The following is a 17357-nucleotide window of genomic DNA, read 5'->3' as shown; positions in this document are numbered from 1 at the left end:
ACAGCGATGAAGAAGGTGTGGGCAGTGACATTGGCGGCGGCATTGGTCGTCATGCATCCCCTGGCAGAAGCCAAGCGCATGGGCGGTGGCGGCTCGATCGGCAAGCAGTCCAGCAATGTGACGCAGCGCCAGGCGACGCCCCCAGCCACCCCGCCTGCCAGCCCCGCGCAGCAGCCTGCGCAGAACACCGCCGCTGCCAAACCCGCAACGCCCCCCGCGGCGGCTCCCGCAGCCGCCGCCAAGAAGCCCTGGGGCGCCATGCTCGGCGGCCTGGCTGCTGGCCTGGGCCTGGCCTGGCTGGCCCACAGCCTGGGCTTTGGCGAAGCCTTCGCCAACATGCTGATGTTCGGCCTGCTGGCCCTGGCTGTGATGGTGGTGGTCGGCATGGTGATGCGCGCCCGCGCCAACAAGAAGGCGGCGCCCGCGATGGCGGCGGCCTCGCCCTTCGCCTTTCAGGGTGCCGGTGCCCCGGTGACGCACGACAGCGTGGCCACACCGCCACAGTACAAGCCCCAGAACGTGGGCAATGACGCCTCGGCCCGTCCCTGGGAGCAGATCCCCGGTGCCAGCGGCAGCATGATCGGCTCCGGCCTGGGCACCGCAGCCTCGACCTGGAGCGTGCCTGCCGACTTCGACACCCAGGGTTTCCTGGAGGCGTCCAAGCGCAATTTCGTGACCCTGCAGGCGGCCTGGGACAAGGGTGACATCACCACCCTGCGTTCCATGATGACCGACAGCATGCTGGCCGAGATCAAGCACCAGCTGGAAGAGCGCGAAGCCCAGAGCGGCGGCGCCCTCAACCAGACCGACGTGGTCATGATCGATGCGCAGTTGCTGGGCATCGAGGACCTGGGCGATTCCTACATGGCCAGCGTGGAATTCTCCGGCCTGATCCGCGAAGAAGCCTCCGCCGGCCCCAACCCCTTCCGTGAAGTGTGGAACATGGCCAAGCCCAAGGACAACTCCAGCGGCTGGTTGGTAGCGGGTTTACAGGCCTTGGCCTAAAAAACTTGCGACTTCAGGAATAATCAGGGGACTATGGCAACACAGTCCCCTTTTTCTTTACTGAACGGCTTGGTGGAACGCGCGGTGCAGGCCGTGCAGCCGCCCAGCTGGCTCGTCCACGAAACCCAGCAGCGCATCGTGCTGTTTCTCAACCACGTGTTGATGCAGGAACGCGAGGCCATGGAGCGCCTGGTGCGGCAAAAGGGGCGCGTGGCCCGTGTGCAGTGGCGCAACTTCAACATGGCCCTGGTGGTGACCCCGGCCGGCCTGCTGAACCTGGCGGCCGAGGGCGCTCAGCCTGATCTGCAGCTGGAGATCACCGACAGCAACCCGCTGGCCCTGGCCCAGATGGCGCTGCGCGGCGACAAGCCAGCCTTGCGCATCCAGGGCGATGTGCAACTGGCGGCCGACATCAACTGGCTGGTTGACAACGTGCAGTGGGACGTCGAGGAAGACATGTCCCGCATCATCGGCGACGTGCCCGCACACACCCTGGCCAACCTGGGGCGCAGCATTGCCGGGGCGGTGCGCCAGTTTGTCGGCGGTCGCATGGGCCAAGGCGCTGCCGCCAGCGGCGCGGACCGGTTGTCGCAATGAGCCGCTTTTTCCGAGGCTGCACCATCATCTGGGTGGTGCTGCGCTACGGCCTGGATGAGCTGGTGCTCTCCAGCTTCCAGCACCCGTGGCTGCACCGCCTGCGCCGCGTGCTCACCATCGGCCGCAAGCTGGATGCGCCGCGCGGCCAGCGCCTGCGAGAGGCGCTGGAGCAGTTGGGCCCCATCTTCGTGAAGTTCGGTCAGGTGCTGTCCACGCGCAGCGACCTGATGCCGCCCGATGTGGCCGAGGAGCTGGCCAAGCTGCAGGACCGCGTGCCGCCGTTTGATTCGCAGATCGCCGTCGACACCATCGAACGCAATTTCCGCAAACCGCTGGACGAAATCTTCGTGCAGTTCGAGCGCACGCCGGTGGCCAGCGCTTCGATCGCCCAGGTGCACTTTGCCGTGACCCGCGACAAGCAGGGCGTGGAGCGCGAGGTGGCCGTCAAGGTGCTGCGCCCGGGCATGAAGACGGTGATCGACAAGGACCTGGCCCTGATGCACATGATGGCCGGCTGGGTGGAAAAGCTCTCGGCCGATGGCAAGCGCTTGAAGCCGCGCCAGGTGGTCGCCGAGTTTGACAACTACCTGCACGATGAGCTGGACCTGGTGCGCGAGGCCTCCAACGCGGCACAGCTGCGCCGCAACATGGAGGGCCTGGACCTGGTGCTGATCCCCGAGGTGTTCTGGGACTATTGCCATGCCGAGGTGATGGTGATGGAGCGCATGCACGGCGTGCCCATCAGCCAGACCGAGCGCCTGCGCGAAGCCGGGGTGGATATTCCGCAGCTGGCGCGTGACGGCGTGACCCTGTTCTTCACCCAGGTGTTCCGCGACGGGTTCTTTCACGCCGACATGCACCCGGGCAACATCATGGTCAGCCTGGCACCGGCCACCTTCGGGCGCTACATCTCGCTGGACTTCGGCATCGTCGGCACGCTGACCGAGTTCGACAAGGAATACCTGGCGCAGAACTTCCTGGCCTTCTTCCGCCGAGACTACAAGCGCGTGGCCGCCCTGCACATCGAAAGTGGCTGGGTGCCGGCGAGCACGCGCGTGGAAGAGCTGGAAGCGGCCATCCGCGCCGTGTGCGAGCCGTACTTTGACCGTCCGCTGGCCGAGATTTCGCTGGGCATGGTGCTGATGCGCCTGTTCCAGACCTCGCGCCGCTTCCAGGTCGAGATCCAGCCGCAGCTGGTGCTGCTGCAAAAGACGCTGCTCAATATCGAAGGCCTGGGCCGCCAGCTGGACCCGAACCTGGACCTGTGGAGCACGGCCAAGCCCTTCCTGGAAAAGTGGATGCTGGAGCAGATGGGGCCGCAGCGCTTCTGGCGCGAGCTGCAGGCCGAGGCCCCGCGCTACGCCAAGCTGATTCCGGAGCTGCCGCGCCTGGTGCACGCCGCGCTGCAGCGCCAACAGGCCGCGGACCCGGAACTGGTACAGGAGTTGCTTCGCGAGCAGCGGCGTACCAATCGTTTGCTGCAGGGGCTGGTGTACGGCGGGCTCGGGTTTGTACTAGGCATGCTGGCCATGCAAGTCCTTACGCGAATTCGGCTTTTCTGATCCGGCCTGCACGGGCGCCTGCTGCGTAAGCAGGTGCTCAGTTCAAGAAAAAAGGAGCGCTTAGCGCTTGTTCTGTTTGGCTTTCAATGTCATTTGATATTGAAAGCTAATCGGGGCAGGCGCCAGGCGCTCCTTTTTGTTTGTGGCCTGAAGCAGACAGCGCGCGATTTTTTCCGCGTGCGGACACAAGTGGTGTCCATAATCGCGCCTCAAATTTTTCCACAACCCTTTTCCTTTTCCCGGGGGGACCAGCCACCATGCTGATTACCTTTATCGCCGCGTACCTGTTGGTGTCGATCGGCATTGGCCTTTACGCAGCCCGCCGTGTGCACAACACGGCCGACTACGCCGTGGCTGGGCGCAACCTGCCGCTGTACATCGTGGTGGCGACCACGTTTGCGACCTGGTTCGGTTCGGAGCTGGTGCTGGGCGTGTCCGCGGTGTTCGTCGAGGAAGGTCTGGGAGGGGTGGTGGAGGACCCGTTTGGCGCGGGCATGTGTCTGATCCTGGTGGGCCTGTTCTTTGCCTACAAGCTGTACAAGAAAAACCTGATCACCATCGGTGACTACTACCGCCTGCGCTATGGCCGCGCCGTGGAGTTGCTGTGCTCCATCATCATCATCTTCAGCTACCTGGGCTGGGTGGCGGCGCAGGTGTCGGCGCTGGGTCTGGTGTTCCACCTGCTGACCGGTGGCGCCCTGTCGATCGTGGCGGGCATGGTGCTGGGCACCGTGATCGTGCTCATCTACACCTTGTTTGGCGGCATGTGGTCGGTGGCCATCACCGATCTGGTGCAGATGATCGTGATCTGCGTCGGCCTGCTGGCGATCGCCTGGTTTGCCGGCAACCTGGCCGGCGGCGCCGACAAGGTGATCGACTATGCCGTGACGGAGGGCAAGCTGCAGTTCTTCCCGCAGGATGCGGACCTGAAGACCTGGCTGTTCTTCTTTGCCGCGGCCATCACCATGATGCTGGGCTCCATCCCCCAGCAGGACGTGTTCCAGCGCGTGATGTCGTCCAAGGACGAGAACGTGGCGCGCCTGGGTCCCATCATCGGTGGCAGCCTGTACATCGTGTTCGCCTTCATCCCGATGTTCGTGGTGACGGCGGCCGTGCTGGTCATGCCCGAAGAGACCAAGGCCCTGATCGCGGACGATCCCCAGAAGATCCTGCCCACCCTGGTGATGGGCCACATGCCCGTGGTGCTGCAGATCGCCTTCTTCGGCGCGCTGCTGTCGGCCATCATGTCCACCGCCTCGGCCACCATGCTGGCGCCCTCGACGTCCTTCGTGGAGAACGTGCTGCGCAACATCAAGCCCGGCATGACCGACGCGCAGACCCTCAAGGCCATGCGCGTGACCGTGGTGGTCTTCACGCTGTGCGTGCTGGTCTATGCCATCAGCATGCAGGACAGCTCCATCTATGAAATGGTCGCCGGGGCCTACCAGGTGCCGCTGGTCGGTGCCTTCGTGCCCCTGGTCTGCGGCCTGTACTGGAAGCGCGCGACCACCCAGGGCGCCCTGCTGGCCGTGGTGTCCGGTCTGGGCGTGTGGCTGACCTTTGTCTTCATGCCCGGTTGGGGTGAGGCCTTCCCGCAGCAGCTGGCCGGCCTGCTGGGCGCGTTCGCCGGCATGGTGTTCGGCTCGCTGGCGCCCCAGTACATCGCCAACGAACACGAAGACGTGGTGCACTACCAGGGTTCCGCGGAGTAAGCGACCGGTGCCCCGGGCACCCATCGCTGGCGATGCACAGGGCGCTCAGGCGCCCTGTGTCGCGTCTGGGCAAGCGGGGCGTGGGCCTCACCCCAAAACAGGCCCGCCTATAATCGAGGGTTTTGCGAATTTCGCTTGATTGTTGTCTCGCACACGGAAACAGAAGCTATGCCGATTTATGCGTACAAGTGTGGCGCCTGTGGCCACTCCAAGGATGTGCTCCAGAAGATGTCGGATGCACCGTTGACCGATTGCCCGGCCTGTGGTGCCGCGGCCTTCTCCAAGCAATTGACCGCACCCGGCTTCCAGCTCAAGGGCACGGGCTGGTATGCCACCGACTTCAAGGGTGGAACCAGCAGCGCTGCGGCAGCGCCGGCCGCAGCTTGCGACAATGGCGGCAGCGCTTGCGCCGCCGCCGGCTGCCCTGCCGCCACCGAAGCCTAAACCCCCCTTTTTGTCTATGTCTGCTTTGCGCAAATGGCTGTTCACCGGCTTGCTGGTCCTGGTGCCCGGTGTGATCACCGTCTGGGTGCTGAACTGGATCATCAGCACGCTGGACCAAACGCTGTACCTGCTGCCGCAAGCCTGGCAGCCCGACCACCTGCTGGGCATGCACATCCCCGGCTTCGGCGTGCTGCTGACGCTGGCCGTGCTGCTGGTGATCGGTGCCATCGCCAGCAACTTCGTCGGCCGCAAGCTGGTGCAGTGGGGCGATGCGGTGATCACCCGCATCCCGGTGGTACGCTCCATCTATTCCAGCGTCAAGCAGGTGTCGGACACCGTGTTCTCGGACAGCGGCAACGCCTTCCGGACGGCGGTGCTGGTGCAATGGCCCCGCGAGGGGGTGTGGACCGTGGCCTTCATCACCGGCAATCCGGCGGGCGAGGTGGCCAGCTACCTGCGCGATGAATTCGTCAGCGTGTTCGTGCCGACCACGCCCAATCCGACCGGCGGCTACTTTGTGCTGATGCGCAAAAGTGACTGTGTGGAACTTGAAATGAGCGTGGACGCCGCGCTCAAGTACATCGTCTCCATGGGGGTGGTGGCTCCGCCACCGCTGCCCGTGCCCGACGAAGAACGATAAACTACCCTGAAAGCGCGTCCCCCAAGGGCGCAGGAAGATAGACCATGGCCATGCGCTCCGAATATTGCGGTCTTGTGACCGAAGCCCTGATGGGCCAAACCGTTACCCTGTGCGGCTGGGTGAATCGTCGCCGCGACCATGGTGGCGTGATCTTCATTGACCTGCGCGACCGCGAAGGCTATGTGCAGGTGGTGTGCGATCCGGACCGTCCCGAGATGTTCAAGGTGGCCGAAGACATCCGCAACGAGTTCTGCGTGCAGGTCAAGGGCATCGTGCGCGCACGCCCCGCCGGCACCACCAACGACAAGCTCAAGAGCGGCCAGATCGAAGTGCTGTGCCACGAGCTGAACGTGCTGAACGCCGCCGTGACCCCGCCCTTCCAGGTGGATGATGACAACCTGTCCGAAAACGTGCGCCTGACCAACCGCGTGATGGATCTGCGCCGCCCCGTGATGCAGCGCAACCTGATGCTGCGCTACAAGACCTCCATCCAGGTGCGCAACTTCCTGGACAAGCTGGGCTTCATCGACATCGAGACCCCCATGCTGGGCAAGTCCACGCCCGAAGGCGCCCGCGACTACCTGGTGCCCTCGCGCGTGCACGATGGCCAGTTCTTCGCGCTGCCCCAGTCGCCCCAGCTGTACAAGCAGATGCTGATGGTCTCGGGCTTTGACCGCTACTACCAGATCACCAAGTGCTTCCGCGACGAAGACCTGCGTGCCGACCGCCAGCCTGAATTCACCCAGATCGACTGCGAAACCTCGTTCCTGAACGAAGAGGAAATCCGCGCCATCTTCCAGCAGATGATCACCGAAGTGTTCAAGACCCAGCTGGGCGTGGACCTGGGCGAATTCCCCATCATGACCTACCAGGACGCGGCCTTCCGCTTCGGTTCGGACAAGCCCGATCTGCGCGTCAAGCTGGAGTTCACCGAGCTGACCGACGTCATGGCCGATGTGGACTTCAAGGTGTTCTCCACGCCCGCGACCACCAAGGGTGGCCGTGTGGTGGCCCTGCGCGTGCCCGGTGGCGCGCAGATCTCGCGCGGCGAGATCGACCAGTACACCGACTTCGTGAAGATCTACGGCGCCAAGGGCCTGGCCTGGATCAAGGTCAACGAAGTGGCCAAGGGCCGCGACGGCCTGCAGTCGCCCATCGTCAAGAACCTGCACGATGCCGCCATCGCTGAAATCCTGAAGCGCACCGCAGCACAAGACGGTGACCTGATCTTCTTTGGTGCCGACAAGGGCAAGATCGTCAACGACGCCATCGGCGCGCTGCGCCTGAAGATCGGCCACAGCGAATTCGGCAAGAAGAGCGGCCTGTTCGAAGATAAGTGGGCACCGCTGTGGGTGGTGGACTTCCCCATGTTCGAGCACGACGAAGAAGAAGACCGCTGGGTGGCCGTGCACCACCCCTTCACCTCCCCCAAGGACGGCCACGAAGAACTCATGGCGACCGATCCCGGCAAGTGCGTAGCCAAGGCCTACGACATGGTGCTCAACGGCTGGGAACTGGGCGGCGGCTCGGTGCGTATCCACCGCGCTGACGTGCAGGCCAAGGTCTTCGAAGCACTGAACATCACCCCCGAGCAGCAGCGTGCCAAGTTCGGCTACCTGCTGGACGCCCTGCAGTACGGCGCGCCCCCGCACGGTGGCCTGGCCTTCGGTCTGGACCGCCTGATCACGCTGATGACCGGCTCCGAGTCGATCCGCGACGTGATCGCCTTCCCCAAGACCCAGCGTGCGCAGGACCTGCTGACCCAGGCACCTTCGCCCGTGGACGAAAAGCAGCTGCGCGAGCTGCACATCCGCCTGCGCAACCCCGACGCCGTCAAGGCATCGTGATTCGATGGCTCTGAAATTCATAGCTGTTGGTGCTTGACAGAAAAGCGCTGAAGCCATGAAACGCTCCAAAAGCCTTTGCGGTGACGCAAAGGCTTTTTTGCATCCAGGGCCTGGCTTCCGGTGCGAAGATGCCGCCATGGTGTGCCAGCCCTACAAAATTCCACGCTCCGTGCTGGTCGTGATCTACACGCCGGATCTGCAGGTCTTGCTGCTGCGCCGTGCGCTGGGCAATGGCCTGGGGGCGGCTTTCTGGCAGTCCGTCACCGGCAGCCTGGATGCCGAGGACGAGCCTTGGGCGGCCGCGGCGGTGCGCGAGGTCCAGGAAGAGACCGGCATCGACGCCACGGCACCGGGCTGCCGCCTGCACGATTGGGAACTGGAGAACACCTACCCGATCTATCCCCAGTGGCTGCACCGCTACGCCCCGGGCGTGTGCATGAACACCGAGCGCGTGTTCGGGCTGGAGGTGGCGTCCTACACCCACGTCACCTTGAATCCCCGGGAGCACACCGCATTTGCTTGGCATGCTTGGCGTGAAGCGGCAGACCGCTGCTACGCCCCGTCGAATGCCGAAGCCATCCTCCATCTGCCTGCTTTTGTCGCTGCATGACGTTTGAGTTACCGACCCTGTCGCCGCTGTCACCGTCCACGCCGTCGGGCATCCTGCTGCCGCCGGAGCCGCGCATCCTGCGCGTGGCCACCTACAACATCCACAAGGGGGTGCAAGGCCTGGGGCCCACGCGCCGGCTGGAGATCCACAACCTGAGCCTGGCCGTGGAGCAACTGGATGCCGACATCGTCTGCCTGCAGGAAGTGCGCAAGATGAACCGCCGCGAGGCCCAGTACTTCGAGCGCTGGCCCGCCGTGGGCCAGGCCGAGTACCTGGCCCCCGAGGGCTATGAGGCGGTCTACCGCACCAATGCCGTGACCAAGGATGGCGAGCATGGCAATGCCCTGCTGTCGCGCTGGCCGGTGCGCGATGTCAAGCACCTGGACGTGTCGGACCACCGCTTCGAGCAGCGTGGCCTGCTGCATGCCGAGGTGGAGTTCCACGGCCGCGCCGTGCACACCGTGGTGGTGCACCTGGGGTTGATTGCTGGCAGCCGGGTGCGCCAGATCCAGCAACTGCACCAGTTCATCGAACGCGAGGTGCCGCCTGGCGCTCCCGTTGTGGTGGCCGGCGACTTCAACGACTGGGGCAACCACATCAAGCGCATGCTGGCGGGCTTCGGCCTGCACGAATACGAGGGCGACCGCAGCAGCTTCACCTACCCCTCACGCCTGCCGTTGGCGCAGCTGGACCATGTCTACGTGCGCGGGCTGGAACCCCTGAGTCTGGTGGTGCCGCAGGGCCGCATCTGGTGGCGCATGTCCGACCATTTGCCCCTGATTGCCGAGTTCAAACTCTGAGCCGATTGCTAATTCCATGGCGCCTGTCGGCCCGCTGATTCACTGTTACCATCCCGCCCATGTTTACAGATTTGCTTGCTGCATCCGATAAAAAGCCTGCTGGTGGAGACCCGCAGGGCACACCCATTTCCGTCAGGATTCGTGAGCGGGTGCAGGCAGCAGGGCGCAGTTTCAACGCCAACGACAACATCGCCGACTTCATCGAACCCGGCGAGATGGAGTTGCTGCTCGACGAGGTCGAGGCCAAGATGCAGGGCGTGCTGGACAGCATGGTCATCGACACCGCCAACGACCACAACAGCCAGGCCACGGCCCGCCGTGTGGCCAAGATGTACCTCAAGGAAGTGTTCGCCGGCCGCTACCACCAGCCGCCCAAGATCACCGAGTTCCCGAACGGCAAGCACCTGAACGAGCTGATGATCGTCGGCCCCATCACGGTGCGCAGCGCCTGCAGCCACCACCTGTGCCCCGTCATGGGCAAGGTGTGGATCGGCGTGATGCCCAACAAGCACACCAATGTGATCGGCCTGTCCAAGTACGCACGCCTGGTCGACTGGGTGCTGGGCCGCCCCCAGATCCAGGAGGAAGGCATCATCCAGCTGGCCGACCTGATCATGGAAAAAACCCGACCTGACGGCCTGGCCGTGGTCATGGAATGCTCGCATTTCTGCATGTCCTGGCGCGGTGTGCGCGAAAAGGACAGCAAGATGCTGAACTCGGTCATGCGCGGCGCCTTCCTCAAGGATCCCACGCTGCGCCGCGAGTTCTTGGCCCTGATCCCCGGGCGCCAGTAAGCGCGGTTTCCCCCTTCATTCCGGCTGCGTACCCCGCAGCCTTTTTCTTGCCTGCGCTCCGTGGGCACGGCGCCGCTGGCGCTGCCCCGGGTCCCTATGTCACTGCAAGCCTTCGCCCTGATTCTGTTGGCCGGCCTGATCCATGCCGGCTGGAACATTGCCGCCAAGAAAGCCGGCGGTGATGCGCGCTTCGCCTTCTTCAGCTCGTTGCTGCTGGTGCTGGTCTGGGCGCCCCTGGCCTGGTGGGTGGGCCACGATGTGGTGCTGCACTGGGGCTGGCAGGCCTGGGCCCTGGTGGCCGTCAGCGGGGTGCTGCACCTGGCGTATTACGTGATTTTGCTGCGCGGCTACCGCCATGCCGACCTGACCGTGGTCTATCCGCTGGCGCGCGGCAGCGGCCCGCTGATCAGCTCGCTGTTTGCCATCGTGGTGCTGGGCGAGGAGATCTCGCAGCTGGGCCTGCTGGGCGTGGCCGGCGTGGTGCTGGGCGTGTTCCTGATCGCCGGGGGGCCGGGCCTGCTGCGCGCGCGCCAGGACCCGGAGGCCCGCCTGCGGTTGCACCAGGGTCTGCTGTACGGCCTGCTGACCGGGGTGTTCATTGCGGCCTATACCGTGGTCGATGGCTATGGCGTCAAGGTGCTGCTGCTGTCCCCCATCCTGATCGACTACCTGGGCAGCTGCCTGCGTGTGCTGCTGCTGTCGCCTGTGGTGCTGCGCAACCTGCCCGAGGCCCGTGTGCTGTGGATGGTGCAGTGGCGCTGGGCGCTGCTGGTGGCCGTGGTCAGCCCGGTGGCCTATGTGCTGGTGCTGTTTGCCATGCAAAGCGCACCCATCTCGCACGTGGCGCCGGCGCGCGAGGTGTCCATGCTGTTCGCGGCCCTGATTGGTGGCCACCTGCTGCGGGAGGGCGACCGCCTGGTGCGCATGGTCGGGGCGGTGCTGATCGCCATGGGGGTGACGGCGCTGGGCCTGGGGTAAAGTGGCCCGCATGCTGCGATATGTTGTGAGTTGCAGCGGCGCGCTGCTGCTGTGGATGGGCCTGGAGGGCGCGCGTGCCGCGCCGGCGCCCTGGTACTGGTGGACCAGCAAGGTCGACGGCCAGCGCGTGTGCGCGCAGTTCATGCCGCGCCAGGGCTGGACGCAGGCGGAGGGGCCCTTCAACAACCCCCAGTGCCGTCCGCAGCGCCAGGTGCCACCGCGCTGACGCCGGTTGTGGCGCACGCGCGGCGCCTGCACAATGGCATTTTTTGCGAAGCGCCACACGGCGCCTGACACATGCCTGCTTGGGAAACATTGGTGGCTTTCTATGGCGCAGCCTTGCTGCTGTCGCTCAGCCCGGGACCGGACAACCTGTTTGTGCTGGTGCAGTCGGTGCAGCGCGGCTGGCGCGTGGGCCTGTGCGTGGTGCTGGGCCTGTGCCTGGGCGTGCTGGGCCACACGCTGGCGGTGGCGCTGGGCTTGGCGGCGGTGCTGGCCGCATCGCCCCTGGCCTTCACACTGTTGAAATGGTGCGGCGCGGCCTATCTGGCGTACCTGGCCTGGGGGGCCTTGCGGGCCCCGGCGCAGCGGTCCGCGCTGCCGCAGGTGCAGACGGCGCGCGCCGACCGCCTGGATGCGGCCCAGGCCTGGCGCCTGGTCGGGCGCGGGGTGGTGATGAACCTGACCAACCCCAAGGTGCTGATCTTCTTCCTGGCCTTTTTGCCGCAGTTTGCCGACCCGGCGCGCGGCAGCGTGGCCCTGCAGTTGCTGGTGCTGGGCGGGGTGTTTGTGCTGGCGGCGTTTCCGGTGTTCGCGGCCGTGGCGTGTTTTTCCGGCGTCTTCGGCCAGGTGCTGATGGGCTCGGCCCGCGCGCAGTGGTGGCTTAACCGCCTGACAGGCGTGGTCTTCCTGGGTCTGGCCGTGCGCCTGGCGACGGTGGACAAATAAAAACGGAGCGCTTTGCGCGCATAAAAAAAGGGCGTCAGAGTGTTTTTGCTCTGAAGCCCTTGTTCCATCAGCGCCAGGCGCTATGGTTGCTGGTGATTAGGATTTCTCCGACCAGTGCATCACCGACAGGTCGTTGACGAAAATCGGCATGTCCTTCCACAGCCCGCGCAGGTGCTTGTTGGCAATCGTCACCCACTGCGGCTGGTACAGGAAGCCATGCACCGCGTCGTTGGCCAGCAGGCGCTGGGCCTCGCCCAGCAGGCGCGCGCGGTCCGTGGGCTTGGGCGTGTGCTTGATCTTGTCGAACAGGTCGCGGAAGGCCTGCGAGTCGTAGGCCCAGTAGTAGTCGGGCTTGGCGAAGTTGCCCAGGTCGAAGGGCTCGACGTGGCTGATCATGGTCAGGTCGTACTGCTTGTTGCCGTAGGTGCCGGACAGCCACTGCGCCCATTCCACGTTCTGCAGCTTGACCTCGATGCCCACCTTGGCCAGCTGGGCGGCAATGATTTCACCGCCCTGGCGCGCGTACGGTGCGGGGGGCAGCGTCATGTTCAGCTTCAGCGGCAGCTTCACGCCGGCCTCGGCCAGCAGGGCCTTGGCCTTGTCGAGGTTGTGCGGGTTGATGCCGGTGGTGTCCACATAGCCAAAGGCGCCGGGCACGTAGTGGCTGCCAATCGGCACGCCATAGCCCTCGGCGGCACCTTCGATGATGGCCTTGCGGTCCAGGGCGGCGGCAATCGCCTTGCGCACGCGCACATCGTTGAGCGGCTTGCGGCCGTTGTTGATGGCCAGGATGGTCTTGGCGCGCGAGCCGCTGACCAGGACCTGGAAGCGCCCGTCCTTCTCGAACTGGGGCACGCTGCGCGGTGTGGCACGCGGGAAGGCGTCCACATCGCCGGCCAGCAGGGCAGCGACCTGGGCGGCCGCATCGGGGATGAAGCGGAAGGTGGCGCGGCGGATGCGGATCTTGGCCGGATCGCGGTACTGCGGCCAGGCCACCAGGGTGATGGAGGCGCCCTTTTGCCACATGCCCAGGCGGTAGGGGCCGGTGCCCACAGGCTTGGTGGCGTTGGTGGGGGCGCTCTTGGGCTCGACGATGATGGAGGTGCCCTGGCCCAGCACGAACAGGAAGTCGGGGTCGATGTCCTCGGTGACCAGCTCGACCGTGTGTGGATCGATCACCCGCACCTGCAGGTTAGCAAAGCTGCGCTTGTCCTTGTTGGTGCTCTTTTCGCCACCGGCGCGCTCGAACGAGAACTTCACGGCCAGCGCGTCGAAGACTTCGCCGTTGTGGAAGCGCACGCCCTTGCGCAGGCGGAAGGTGTAGGTCTTGAGGTCGTGCGAGACCTCCCAGCTTTCGGCCAGCAGCGGCGAGACGCTGCCGTCGGGGTTGATCTTGGTGAGGGTCTCGTAGATGTTGTACTGCGTGATCTCGGCGATCGACGAGGAGGCGCTGGCCGTGGGGTCGAGCACCGGCGGCTCCAGCGCCAGCGCCAGCGTCACCGTGTCTTTCTTGGCTTGCGCCCAGCTGCCCATGGGCATGAGCGTGGTCAGGCTGGCAAGCGCGCCAGAGGCAAGCAAACTGCGGCGGTGGATCATGGTGGCGGGTCTCCGGGGGGCTTCTGGGTATCGGGTCAACAAGCTGGCGGGCCGGGGTGGCCCGGCCAAGCAATGCGCGTTTTTACACCAAGTTGGACGGGGCTTTGGCCCGCAACTGGCGCAGGGCCCGCGCGCGGCCCGGGGCAATCTGGGGCACGGCGTTCACCAGCGTCTGGGTGTAGGGGTGGCGCGCCTGCGTGAACAGCTGGTGGGGCGTGCCGCGCTCGACCACCTGGCCTTGCTGCATGACCAGCACTTCATCGCACAGGTGGTTGACCACGGCCAGGTCGTGGCTGATGAGCAGGTAGGTCATGCCAAAGCGCTGCTGCAGGTCCAGCAGCAGGTTCAGCACCTGGGCCTGGATGGAGACATCCAGCGCGCTGAGCGGTTCGTCGGCGACGATGAGCTTGGGCCGCGTGATCAGGGCCCGGGCAATCGCAATCCGCTGGCGCTGGCCGCCCGAGAATTCGTGTGGGTACTTGTCCAGGTCGTGCGGGTGCAGGCCCACCTGGGCCAGCACCTCGGCGGCCCGTTCGCGCTGCTCCAGGCGGTTGGTGTTGGCCTGGGCGCTCAGGGGTTCGGCCACGATCCGCGCCACGGTCATGCGCGGGTCTAGCGAGCCGTAGGGGTCCTGGAACACCATCTGAAAGTCACGCCGCAGCGCGCGCAGGGCCGGGCGGGGCAGGCGGTGCAGGTCCTGGCCTTCAAACAGCACCTGGCCGCTGCTGGGGCTGTCCAGCGCCATTGCCAGGCGCGCCAGCGTGGATTTGCCACAGCCGGATTCGCCGACGATGCCGACATTGCGCCCGCTGTACACCGTCACATCCACGCCGTGCAGGGCCTGCACCAGGGGGGCGGGCTGCCACAGCTGGCGCCGCGGCAGGCGGTAGGTCTTGCTGACGTCCTGCAGCTGCAGCAGCGGCGGGCGCAGGTTGTCGGGGGTCATTGCCAGGCCTCCGTGTTGCCGGGGCGCATGGCTTGCGGGCGCAGGCAGCGCACCTGGTGCACGCCCAGGCTGCTGTATTCGGCCTCCTGCGGCTGGAAGCTGGGAATGCCCACCCGCTGCGGGCGCTCCTCGAAGCAGCGGGCCTCGGTGAATGGGCAGCGGCCGGCAAAGGTGCAGCCGCGCGGCAGATCGGGCAGGGCGGGCACGTTGCCGGCGATGGTGAACAGCGCATACGGCTGGCCACTGGGCTGGCGCGCGGCATCCAGGCGCGGGCGGGCCGCCATCAGCCCGCGGGTGTAGGGGTGGGCCATGTGGCGGAAGATGGCCGCCGTGGGCCCGCTTTCGACGATCTGCCCGCCGTACATGACCAGCATGTCGTCCACGTTCTGCGAGATCACGCCCAGGTCGTGCGAGATCAGGATCAGCGCCATGTCGCGCTCGGCCACCAGGTCGTTGATCAGGTCCAGGATCTGCTGCTGCACCGTCACGTCCAGGGCTGTGGTGGGTTCGTCGGCGATCAGCAGGTCCGGCTGGCAGGCCAGGGCCATGGCGATCGTGATGCGCTGGCGCTGACCGCCGGAGAACTGGTGCGGGTAGTCGTGCACGCGCACCGAGGGCTCGGGGATGCCCACGCGCTCCAGCAGGCCGGTGGCGGCCTTCAGGGCTTCGCGCGGCGCCAGGCCCAGGTGGCGCACCATGGGTTCCGCCACCTGGCGGCCGATGGTGTGCACCGGATTGAGGGCGGTCATGGGTTCCTGGAACACCATGGCCATGCGGTTGCCGCGCAGCGCCTGCCACTGGCGCTCGGTGCTGCCCAGTAGCTCCTGGCCTTCCCACTGCAGGCTACCGGTCACGCTGGCTTGCTGGGGCTGCAGGCCCATCAGCGTCATCGCGGTCAGCGATTTACCGCTGCCGGATTCCCCGATCAGGCCCAGGGCACCGCCGCGTTCCAGCTTGAACGAGAGGTGGCGCAGCGCCTGCACGCTGCGGCCGGAGCTGCGCAGAAAGAGGTTGAGGCCGGTGACTTCAAGCAAGGGCATGGCGGGGCTCACTGGCGCTGGCGGGACAGGCGCGGATCCAGCAGGTCGCGCAGGCCATCGCCCAGCAGGTTCAGGCCCAGCACGGCCAGGGCAATCGCTGCGCCGGGAAAGACGGCCAGCAGCGGCGCCTGGAACATCAGGGTCTGGGCATCGCTGAGCATGCGCCCCCAGGATGGCTGCGGCGGCTGGGTACCCAGGCCCAGGTAGGATAGGGCGGCCTCGGCCAGGATGGCCAGGGCGAACTGGATGGTGGCCTGCACCACCAGCACGCCCAGGATGTTGGGCAGCACATGCTGCATGGTGATGCTCAGGCGGTGCTTGCCGCAGGCGCGCGCCGCCATCACGTACTCGCGCGCCCAGATGGCGTTCGCCGAGGCCCGGGTGATGCGCGCGAAGGTGGGAATGTTGAAGATGCCGATGGCGACGATGGCGTTGACCATGCCCGGGCCGAACACCGCCGTCATCATGATGGCCGACAGGATGGCGGGAAAAGCGAAGGTGAAGTCCGACAGCCGCATGATGAGCTCTTCGGTCCAGCCACGCAGGGCCGAGGCCAGCAGACCCAGGGCCACGCCACAGACCAGGCCGATGCCCACGGCCACCAGGCCCACGGCGATCGAGCTGCGCGCCCCGACCATGATCTGCGACAGCACATCGCGGCCAAAGGCATCGGTGCCCATCCAGAACTGGGCGCTGGGCGCCAGCAGCTTGGCGTCCAGGTTCATCTCATAGGGGCTCCACGGTGTCCAAACGAAGGACAGCAGGGCGGTGGCTATCAGGGCTAGCGTCAGTGCGGCGCCCACCACCAGGCTGGGATGGCGCAGCGCGCGCTGTGGCCAGGCGGCGGTGGCGCTCATAGGTCGCTGGCCTTCACGCGCGGATCGATGGCCGCGTACAGCACGTCCACCACGAAGTTGACCACGATGACCATGGCAGCCACCAGCATCACGCAGTTGCGCACCACGATGAGGTCGCGGTTGGCGATGGACTGGAAGATCAGCCGGCCCAGGCCGGGCAGGTAGAACACGTTCTCCACCACGATGGTGCCGGCCAGCAGGTTGGCAAACTGCAGCCCCATGACGGTGACCACCGGAATCATGGCATTGCGCAGCACATGACCCCAGAGCACGGCGCGCTGGCTCAGGCCCTTGGCGCGCGCGGTGCGCACGAAGTCTTCGCGCAGCACCTCCAGCACGGCCGAGCGTGTGATGCGGGCCAGGATGGCGGCCTGCACCACGGCCAGAGCGATGGCGGGCAGCAGCAGGGCTTGCAGCGCGGGCCAGAAGCCGCCGCCCATCTCGGCGCTCCAGCCGGGAAACCCGCCGGCCGAGAACCACTGCAGCTTCACGGAAAACAGCAGGATCAGCAGGATGGCAAACCAGAAGTTGGGGATGGCAATGCCCAGCTGGGCCAGGCCCATGGTGCCGATGTCGCCCAGCTTGTTGTGCTGGGAGGCGGCATACACACCCGCCAGCAAGGCCAGCACGGTGGTCAGGGCCATGGCCAGGATGGCCAGCGGCAGGGTCAGCGCCAGGCGCTCCCCCACTAGCTCCCACACGGGCGAGCCATAGGCATAGCTGTTGCCCAGGTCGCCGGTGAAAAAGCACAGCACCCAGTGGGCGTAGCGCTGCAGCGCGGGCTGGTGCAGGCCCAGTTGCTCGGCCATGGCAGCCACGGCCTCGGGATCGGCATCGGGGCCCATCAGCACCTGGGCGGCGTTGCCCGGCAAGACCTCCAGCACGGCAAACACCACGACCGATGCCCCGAGCAGGGTGGCAATCAGCGTGAGCAGGCGTTTGGCGAGGAAAACACTCATGAAGGCAAGGCAGGCGAGGGGC

General features: G+C 66.0%; 18 protein-coding genes. 13 read left to right on the top strand and 5 right to left on the bottom strand.

Going from position 1 to position 17357, the window contains the following annotated elements; genetic code table 11:
• The first annotated feature begins 6 nt into the window (after nt 1-6).
• The 13 genes from CA2_RS11295 (at nt 7) to CA2_RS11235 (ending at nt 11937) form a co-directional block, all read left to right on the top strand.
• Nucleotides 7-1005: a Tim44 domain-containing protein gene (locus CA2_RS11295; protein WP_042416936.1), complete on the top strand. Its 999-nt coding sequence runs from the start codon at nt 7-9 to the stop codon at nt 1003-1005.
• A gap of 33 nt (nt 1006-1038) precedes the next feature.
• Nucleotides 1039-1602, top strand: a complete 564-nt coding sequence (locus tag CA2_RS11290) for a ubiquinone biosynthesis accessory factor UbiJ (RefSeq protein ID WP_042416934.1) — start codon at nt 1039-1041, stop codon at nt 1600-1602.
• Nucleotides 1599-3164 carry a ubiquinone biosynthesis regulatory protein kinase UbiB gene (gene ubiB / locus CA2_RS11285; protein ID WP_042416931.1) on the top strand — a complete coding sequence of 522 codons (1566 nt, stop codon included), beginning with the start codon at nt 1599-1601 and terminating at the stop codon, nt 3162-3164. The genes CA2_RS11290 and ubiB overlap by 4 nt, the downstream gene beginning before the upstream one ends.
• A gap of 257 nt (nt 3165-3421) precedes the next feature.
• Nucleotides 3422-4876, top strand: coding sequence for a high affinity choline transporter 1 (locus CA2_RS11280; RefSeq protein WP_042416928.1), 1455 nt, complete (start codon nt 3422-3424; stop codon nt 4874-4876).
• Between the two features lie 168 nt (nt 4877-5044).
• Nucleotides 5045-5320, top strand: coding sequence for an FmdB family zinc ribbon protein (locus CA2_RS11275; RefSeq protein ID WP_042416925.1), 276 nt, complete (start codon nt 5045-5047; stop codon nt 5318-5320).
• A 16-nt stretch (nt 5321-5336) separates the two neighbouring features.
• Entirely contained in the window at nt 5337-5960 is a 624-nt protein-coding gene (locus CA2_RS11270; RefSeq protein ID WP_042416923.1) for a DUF502 domain-containing protein, read from the top strand.
• A gap of 44 nt (nt 5961-6004) precedes the next feature.
• The gene (gene aspS / locus CA2_RS11265; protein ID WP_042416919.1) at nt 6005-7807 is read left to right on the top strand and encodes an aspartate--tRNA ligase; all 1803 of its coding nucleotides are present in this window, start codon (nt 6005-6007) and stop codon (nt 7805-7807) included.
• 136 nt (nt 7808-7943) lie between these two features.
• A complete protein-coding gene (nudB, locus tag CA2_RS11260; protein WP_042416917.1) occupies nt 7944-8417 on the top strand; it encodes a dihydroneopterin triphosphate diphosphatase in 474 nt (157 codons plus the stop codon).
• Nucleotides 8414-9217: an endonuclease/exonuclease/phosphatase family protein gene (locus CA2_RS11255; protein ID WP_042416915.1), complete on the top strand. Its 804-nt coding sequence runs from the start codon at nt 8414-8416 to the stop codon at nt 9215-9217. Before nudB ends, CA2_RS11255 begins: the two co-directional genes overlap by 4 nt.
• Nucleotides 9218-9276: 59 nt before the next feature.
• Complete coding sequence (gene folE / locus CA2_RS11250; RefSeq protein ID WP_042416911.1) at nt 9277-10011, top strand: GTP cyclohydrolase I; 735 nt, start codon at nt 9277-9279, stop codon at nt 10009-10011.
• 96 nt (nt 10012-10107) lie between these two features.
• On the top strand, nt 10108-10989 hold the full coding sequence (locus CA2_RS11245) for an EamA family transporter (protein WP_042416908.1): 882 nt from the start codon (nt 10108-10110) through the stop codon (nt 10987-10989).
• A 10-nt stretch (nt 10990-10999) separates the two neighbouring features.
• The gene (locus CA2_RS11240) at nt 11000-11215 is read left to right on the top strand and encodes a hypothetical protein (RefSeq protein WP_042417021.1); all 216 of its coding nucleotides are present in this window, start codon (nt 11000-11002) and stop codon (nt 11213-11215) included.
• Between the two features lie 71 nt (nt 11216-11286).
• Nucleotides 11287-11937: a LysE family translocator gene (locus tag CA2_RS11235; protein ID WP_042416896.1), complete on the top strand. Its 651-nt coding sequence runs from the start codon at nt 11287-11289 to the stop codon at nt 11935-11937.
• 96 nt (nt 11938-12033) lie between these two features.
• On the opposite strand, the gene CA2_RS11230 is transcribed toward CA2_RS11235, so the two are convergent.
• From CA2_RS11230 to CA2_RS11210, 5 genes are all read right to left on the bottom strand, one after another.
• On the bottom strand, nt 12034-13533 hold the full coding sequence (locus CA2_RS11230) for an ABC transporter substrate-binding protein (RefSeq protein ID WP_042416893.1): 1500 nt from the start codon (nt 13531-13533) through the stop codon (nt 12034-12036).
• An 82-nt stretch (nt 13534-13615) separates the two neighbouring features.
• Nucleotides 13616-14479: an ATP-binding cassette domain-containing protein gene (locus tag CA2_RS11225; protein WP_042416889.1), complete on the bottom strand. Its 864-nt coding sequence runs from the start codon at nt 14477-14479 to the stop codon at nt 13616-13618.
• Complete coding sequence (locus CA2_RS11220) at nt 14476-15519, bottom strand: ABC transporter ATP-binding protein (RefSeq protein ID WP_042417018.1); 1044 nt, start codon at nt 15517-15519, stop codon at nt 14476-14478. The genes CA2_RS11225 and CA2_RS11220 overlap by 4 nt, the downstream gene beginning before the upstream one ends.
• Nucleotides 15520-15527: 8 nt before the next feature.
• Nucleotides 15528-16376 carry an ABC transporter permease gene (locus tag CA2_RS11215; RefSeq protein WP_042416886.1) on the bottom strand — a complete coding sequence of 283 codons (849 nt, stop codon included), beginning with the start codon at nt 16374-16376 and terminating at the stop codon, nt 15528-15530.
• Entirely contained in the window at nt 16373-17335 is a 963-nt protein-coding gene (locus tag CA2_RS11210) for an ABC transporter permease (RefSeq protein ID WP_042416884.1), read from the bottom strand. The genes CA2_RS11215 and CA2_RS11210 overlap by 4 nt, the downstream gene beginning before the upstream one ends.
• Nucleotides 17336-17357 lie beyond the last annotated feature (22 nt).

It is taken from the genome of Comamonas aquatica NBRC 14918 (assembly GCF_000739875.1).
GTDB lineage: Bacteria > Pseudomonadota > Gammaproteobacteria > Burkholderiales > Burkholderiaceae_C > Comamonas > Comamonas aquatica.
The sequence above is the reverse complement of the archived record's forward strand: the minus strand, read 5'-3'. Positions and strand labels throughout refer to the sequence as shown.

Excerpts from the sequence above, each read along its gene's own strand:
- CA2_RS11295 (WP_042416936.1), top strand. The coding sequence starts at position 7 with ATGAAGAAGGTGTGGGCAGTGACATTGGCGGCGGCATTGGTCGTCATG.
- CA2_RS11290 (WP_042416934.1), top strand. The coding sequence starts at position 1,039 with ATGGCAACACAGTCCCCTTTTTCTTTACTGAACGGCTTGGTGGAACGC.
- aspS (WP_042416919.1), top strand. The coding sequence starts at position 6,005 with ATGGCCATGCGCTCCGAATATTGCGGTCTTGTGACCGAAGCCCTGATG.
- ubiB (WP_042416931.1), top strand. The coding sequence starts at position 1,599 with ATGAGCCGCTTTTTCCGAGGCTGCACCATCATCTGGGTGGTGCTGCGC.
- CA2_RS11280 (WP_042416928.1), top strand. The coding sequence starts at position 3,422 with ATGCTGATTACCTTTATCGCCGCGTACCTGTTGGTGTCGATCGGCATT.
- folE (WP_042416911.1), top strand. The coding sequence starts at position 9,277 with ATGTTTACAGATTTGCTTGCTGCATCCGATAAAAAGCCTGCTGGTGGA.
- CA2_RS11255 (WP_042416915.1), top strand. The coding sequence starts at position 8,414 with ATGACGTTTGAGTTACCGACCCTGTCGCCGCTGTCACCGTCCACGCCG.
- CA2_RS11275 (WP_042416925.1), top strand. The coding sequence starts at position 5,045 with ATGCCGATTTATGCGTACAAGTGTGGCGCCTGTGGCCACTCCAAGGAT.
- CA2_RS11225 (WP_042416889.1), bottom strand. The coding sequence starts at position 14,479 with ATGACCCCCGACAACCTGCGCCCGCCGCTGCTGCAGCTGCAGGACGTC.
- CA2_RS11245 (WP_042416908.1), top strand. The coding sequence starts at position 10,108 with ATGTCACTGCAAGCCTTCGCCCTGATTCTGTTGGCCGGCCTGATCCAT.
- CA2_RS11235 (WP_042416896.1), top strand. The coding sequence starts at position 11,287 with ATGCCTGCTTGGGAAACATTGGTGGCTTTCTATGGCGCAGCCTTGCTG.
- CA2_RS11210 (WP_042416884.1), bottom strand. The coding sequence starts at position 17,335 with ATGAGTGTTTTCCTCGCCAAACGCCTGCTCACGCTGATTGCCACCCTG.
- CA2_RS11220 (WP_042417018.1), bottom strand. The coding sequence starts at position 15,519 with ATGCCCTTGCTTGAAGTCACCGGCCTCAACCTCTTTCTGCGCAGCTCC.
- nudB (WP_042416917.1), top strand. The coding sequence starts at position 7,944 with ATGGTGTGCCAGCCCTACAAAATTCCACGCTCCGTGCTGGTCGTGATC.
- CA2_RS11215 (WP_042416886.1), bottom strand. The coding sequence starts at position 16,376 with ATGAGCGCCACCGCCGCCTGGCCACAGCGCGCGCTGCGCCATCCCAGC.
- CA2_RS11230 (WP_042416893.1), bottom strand. The coding sequence starts at position 13,533 with ATGATCCACCGCCGCAGTTTGCTTGCCTCTGGCGCGCTTGCCAGCCTG.
- CA2_RS11270 (WP_042416923.1), top strand. The coding sequence starts at position 5,337 with ATGTCTGCTTTGCGCAAATGGCTGTTCACCGGCTTGCTGGTCCTGGTG.
- CA2_RS11240 (WP_042417021.1), top strand. The coding sequence starts at position 11,000 with ATGCTGCGATATGTTGTGAGTTGCAGCGGCGCGCTGCTGCTGTGGATG.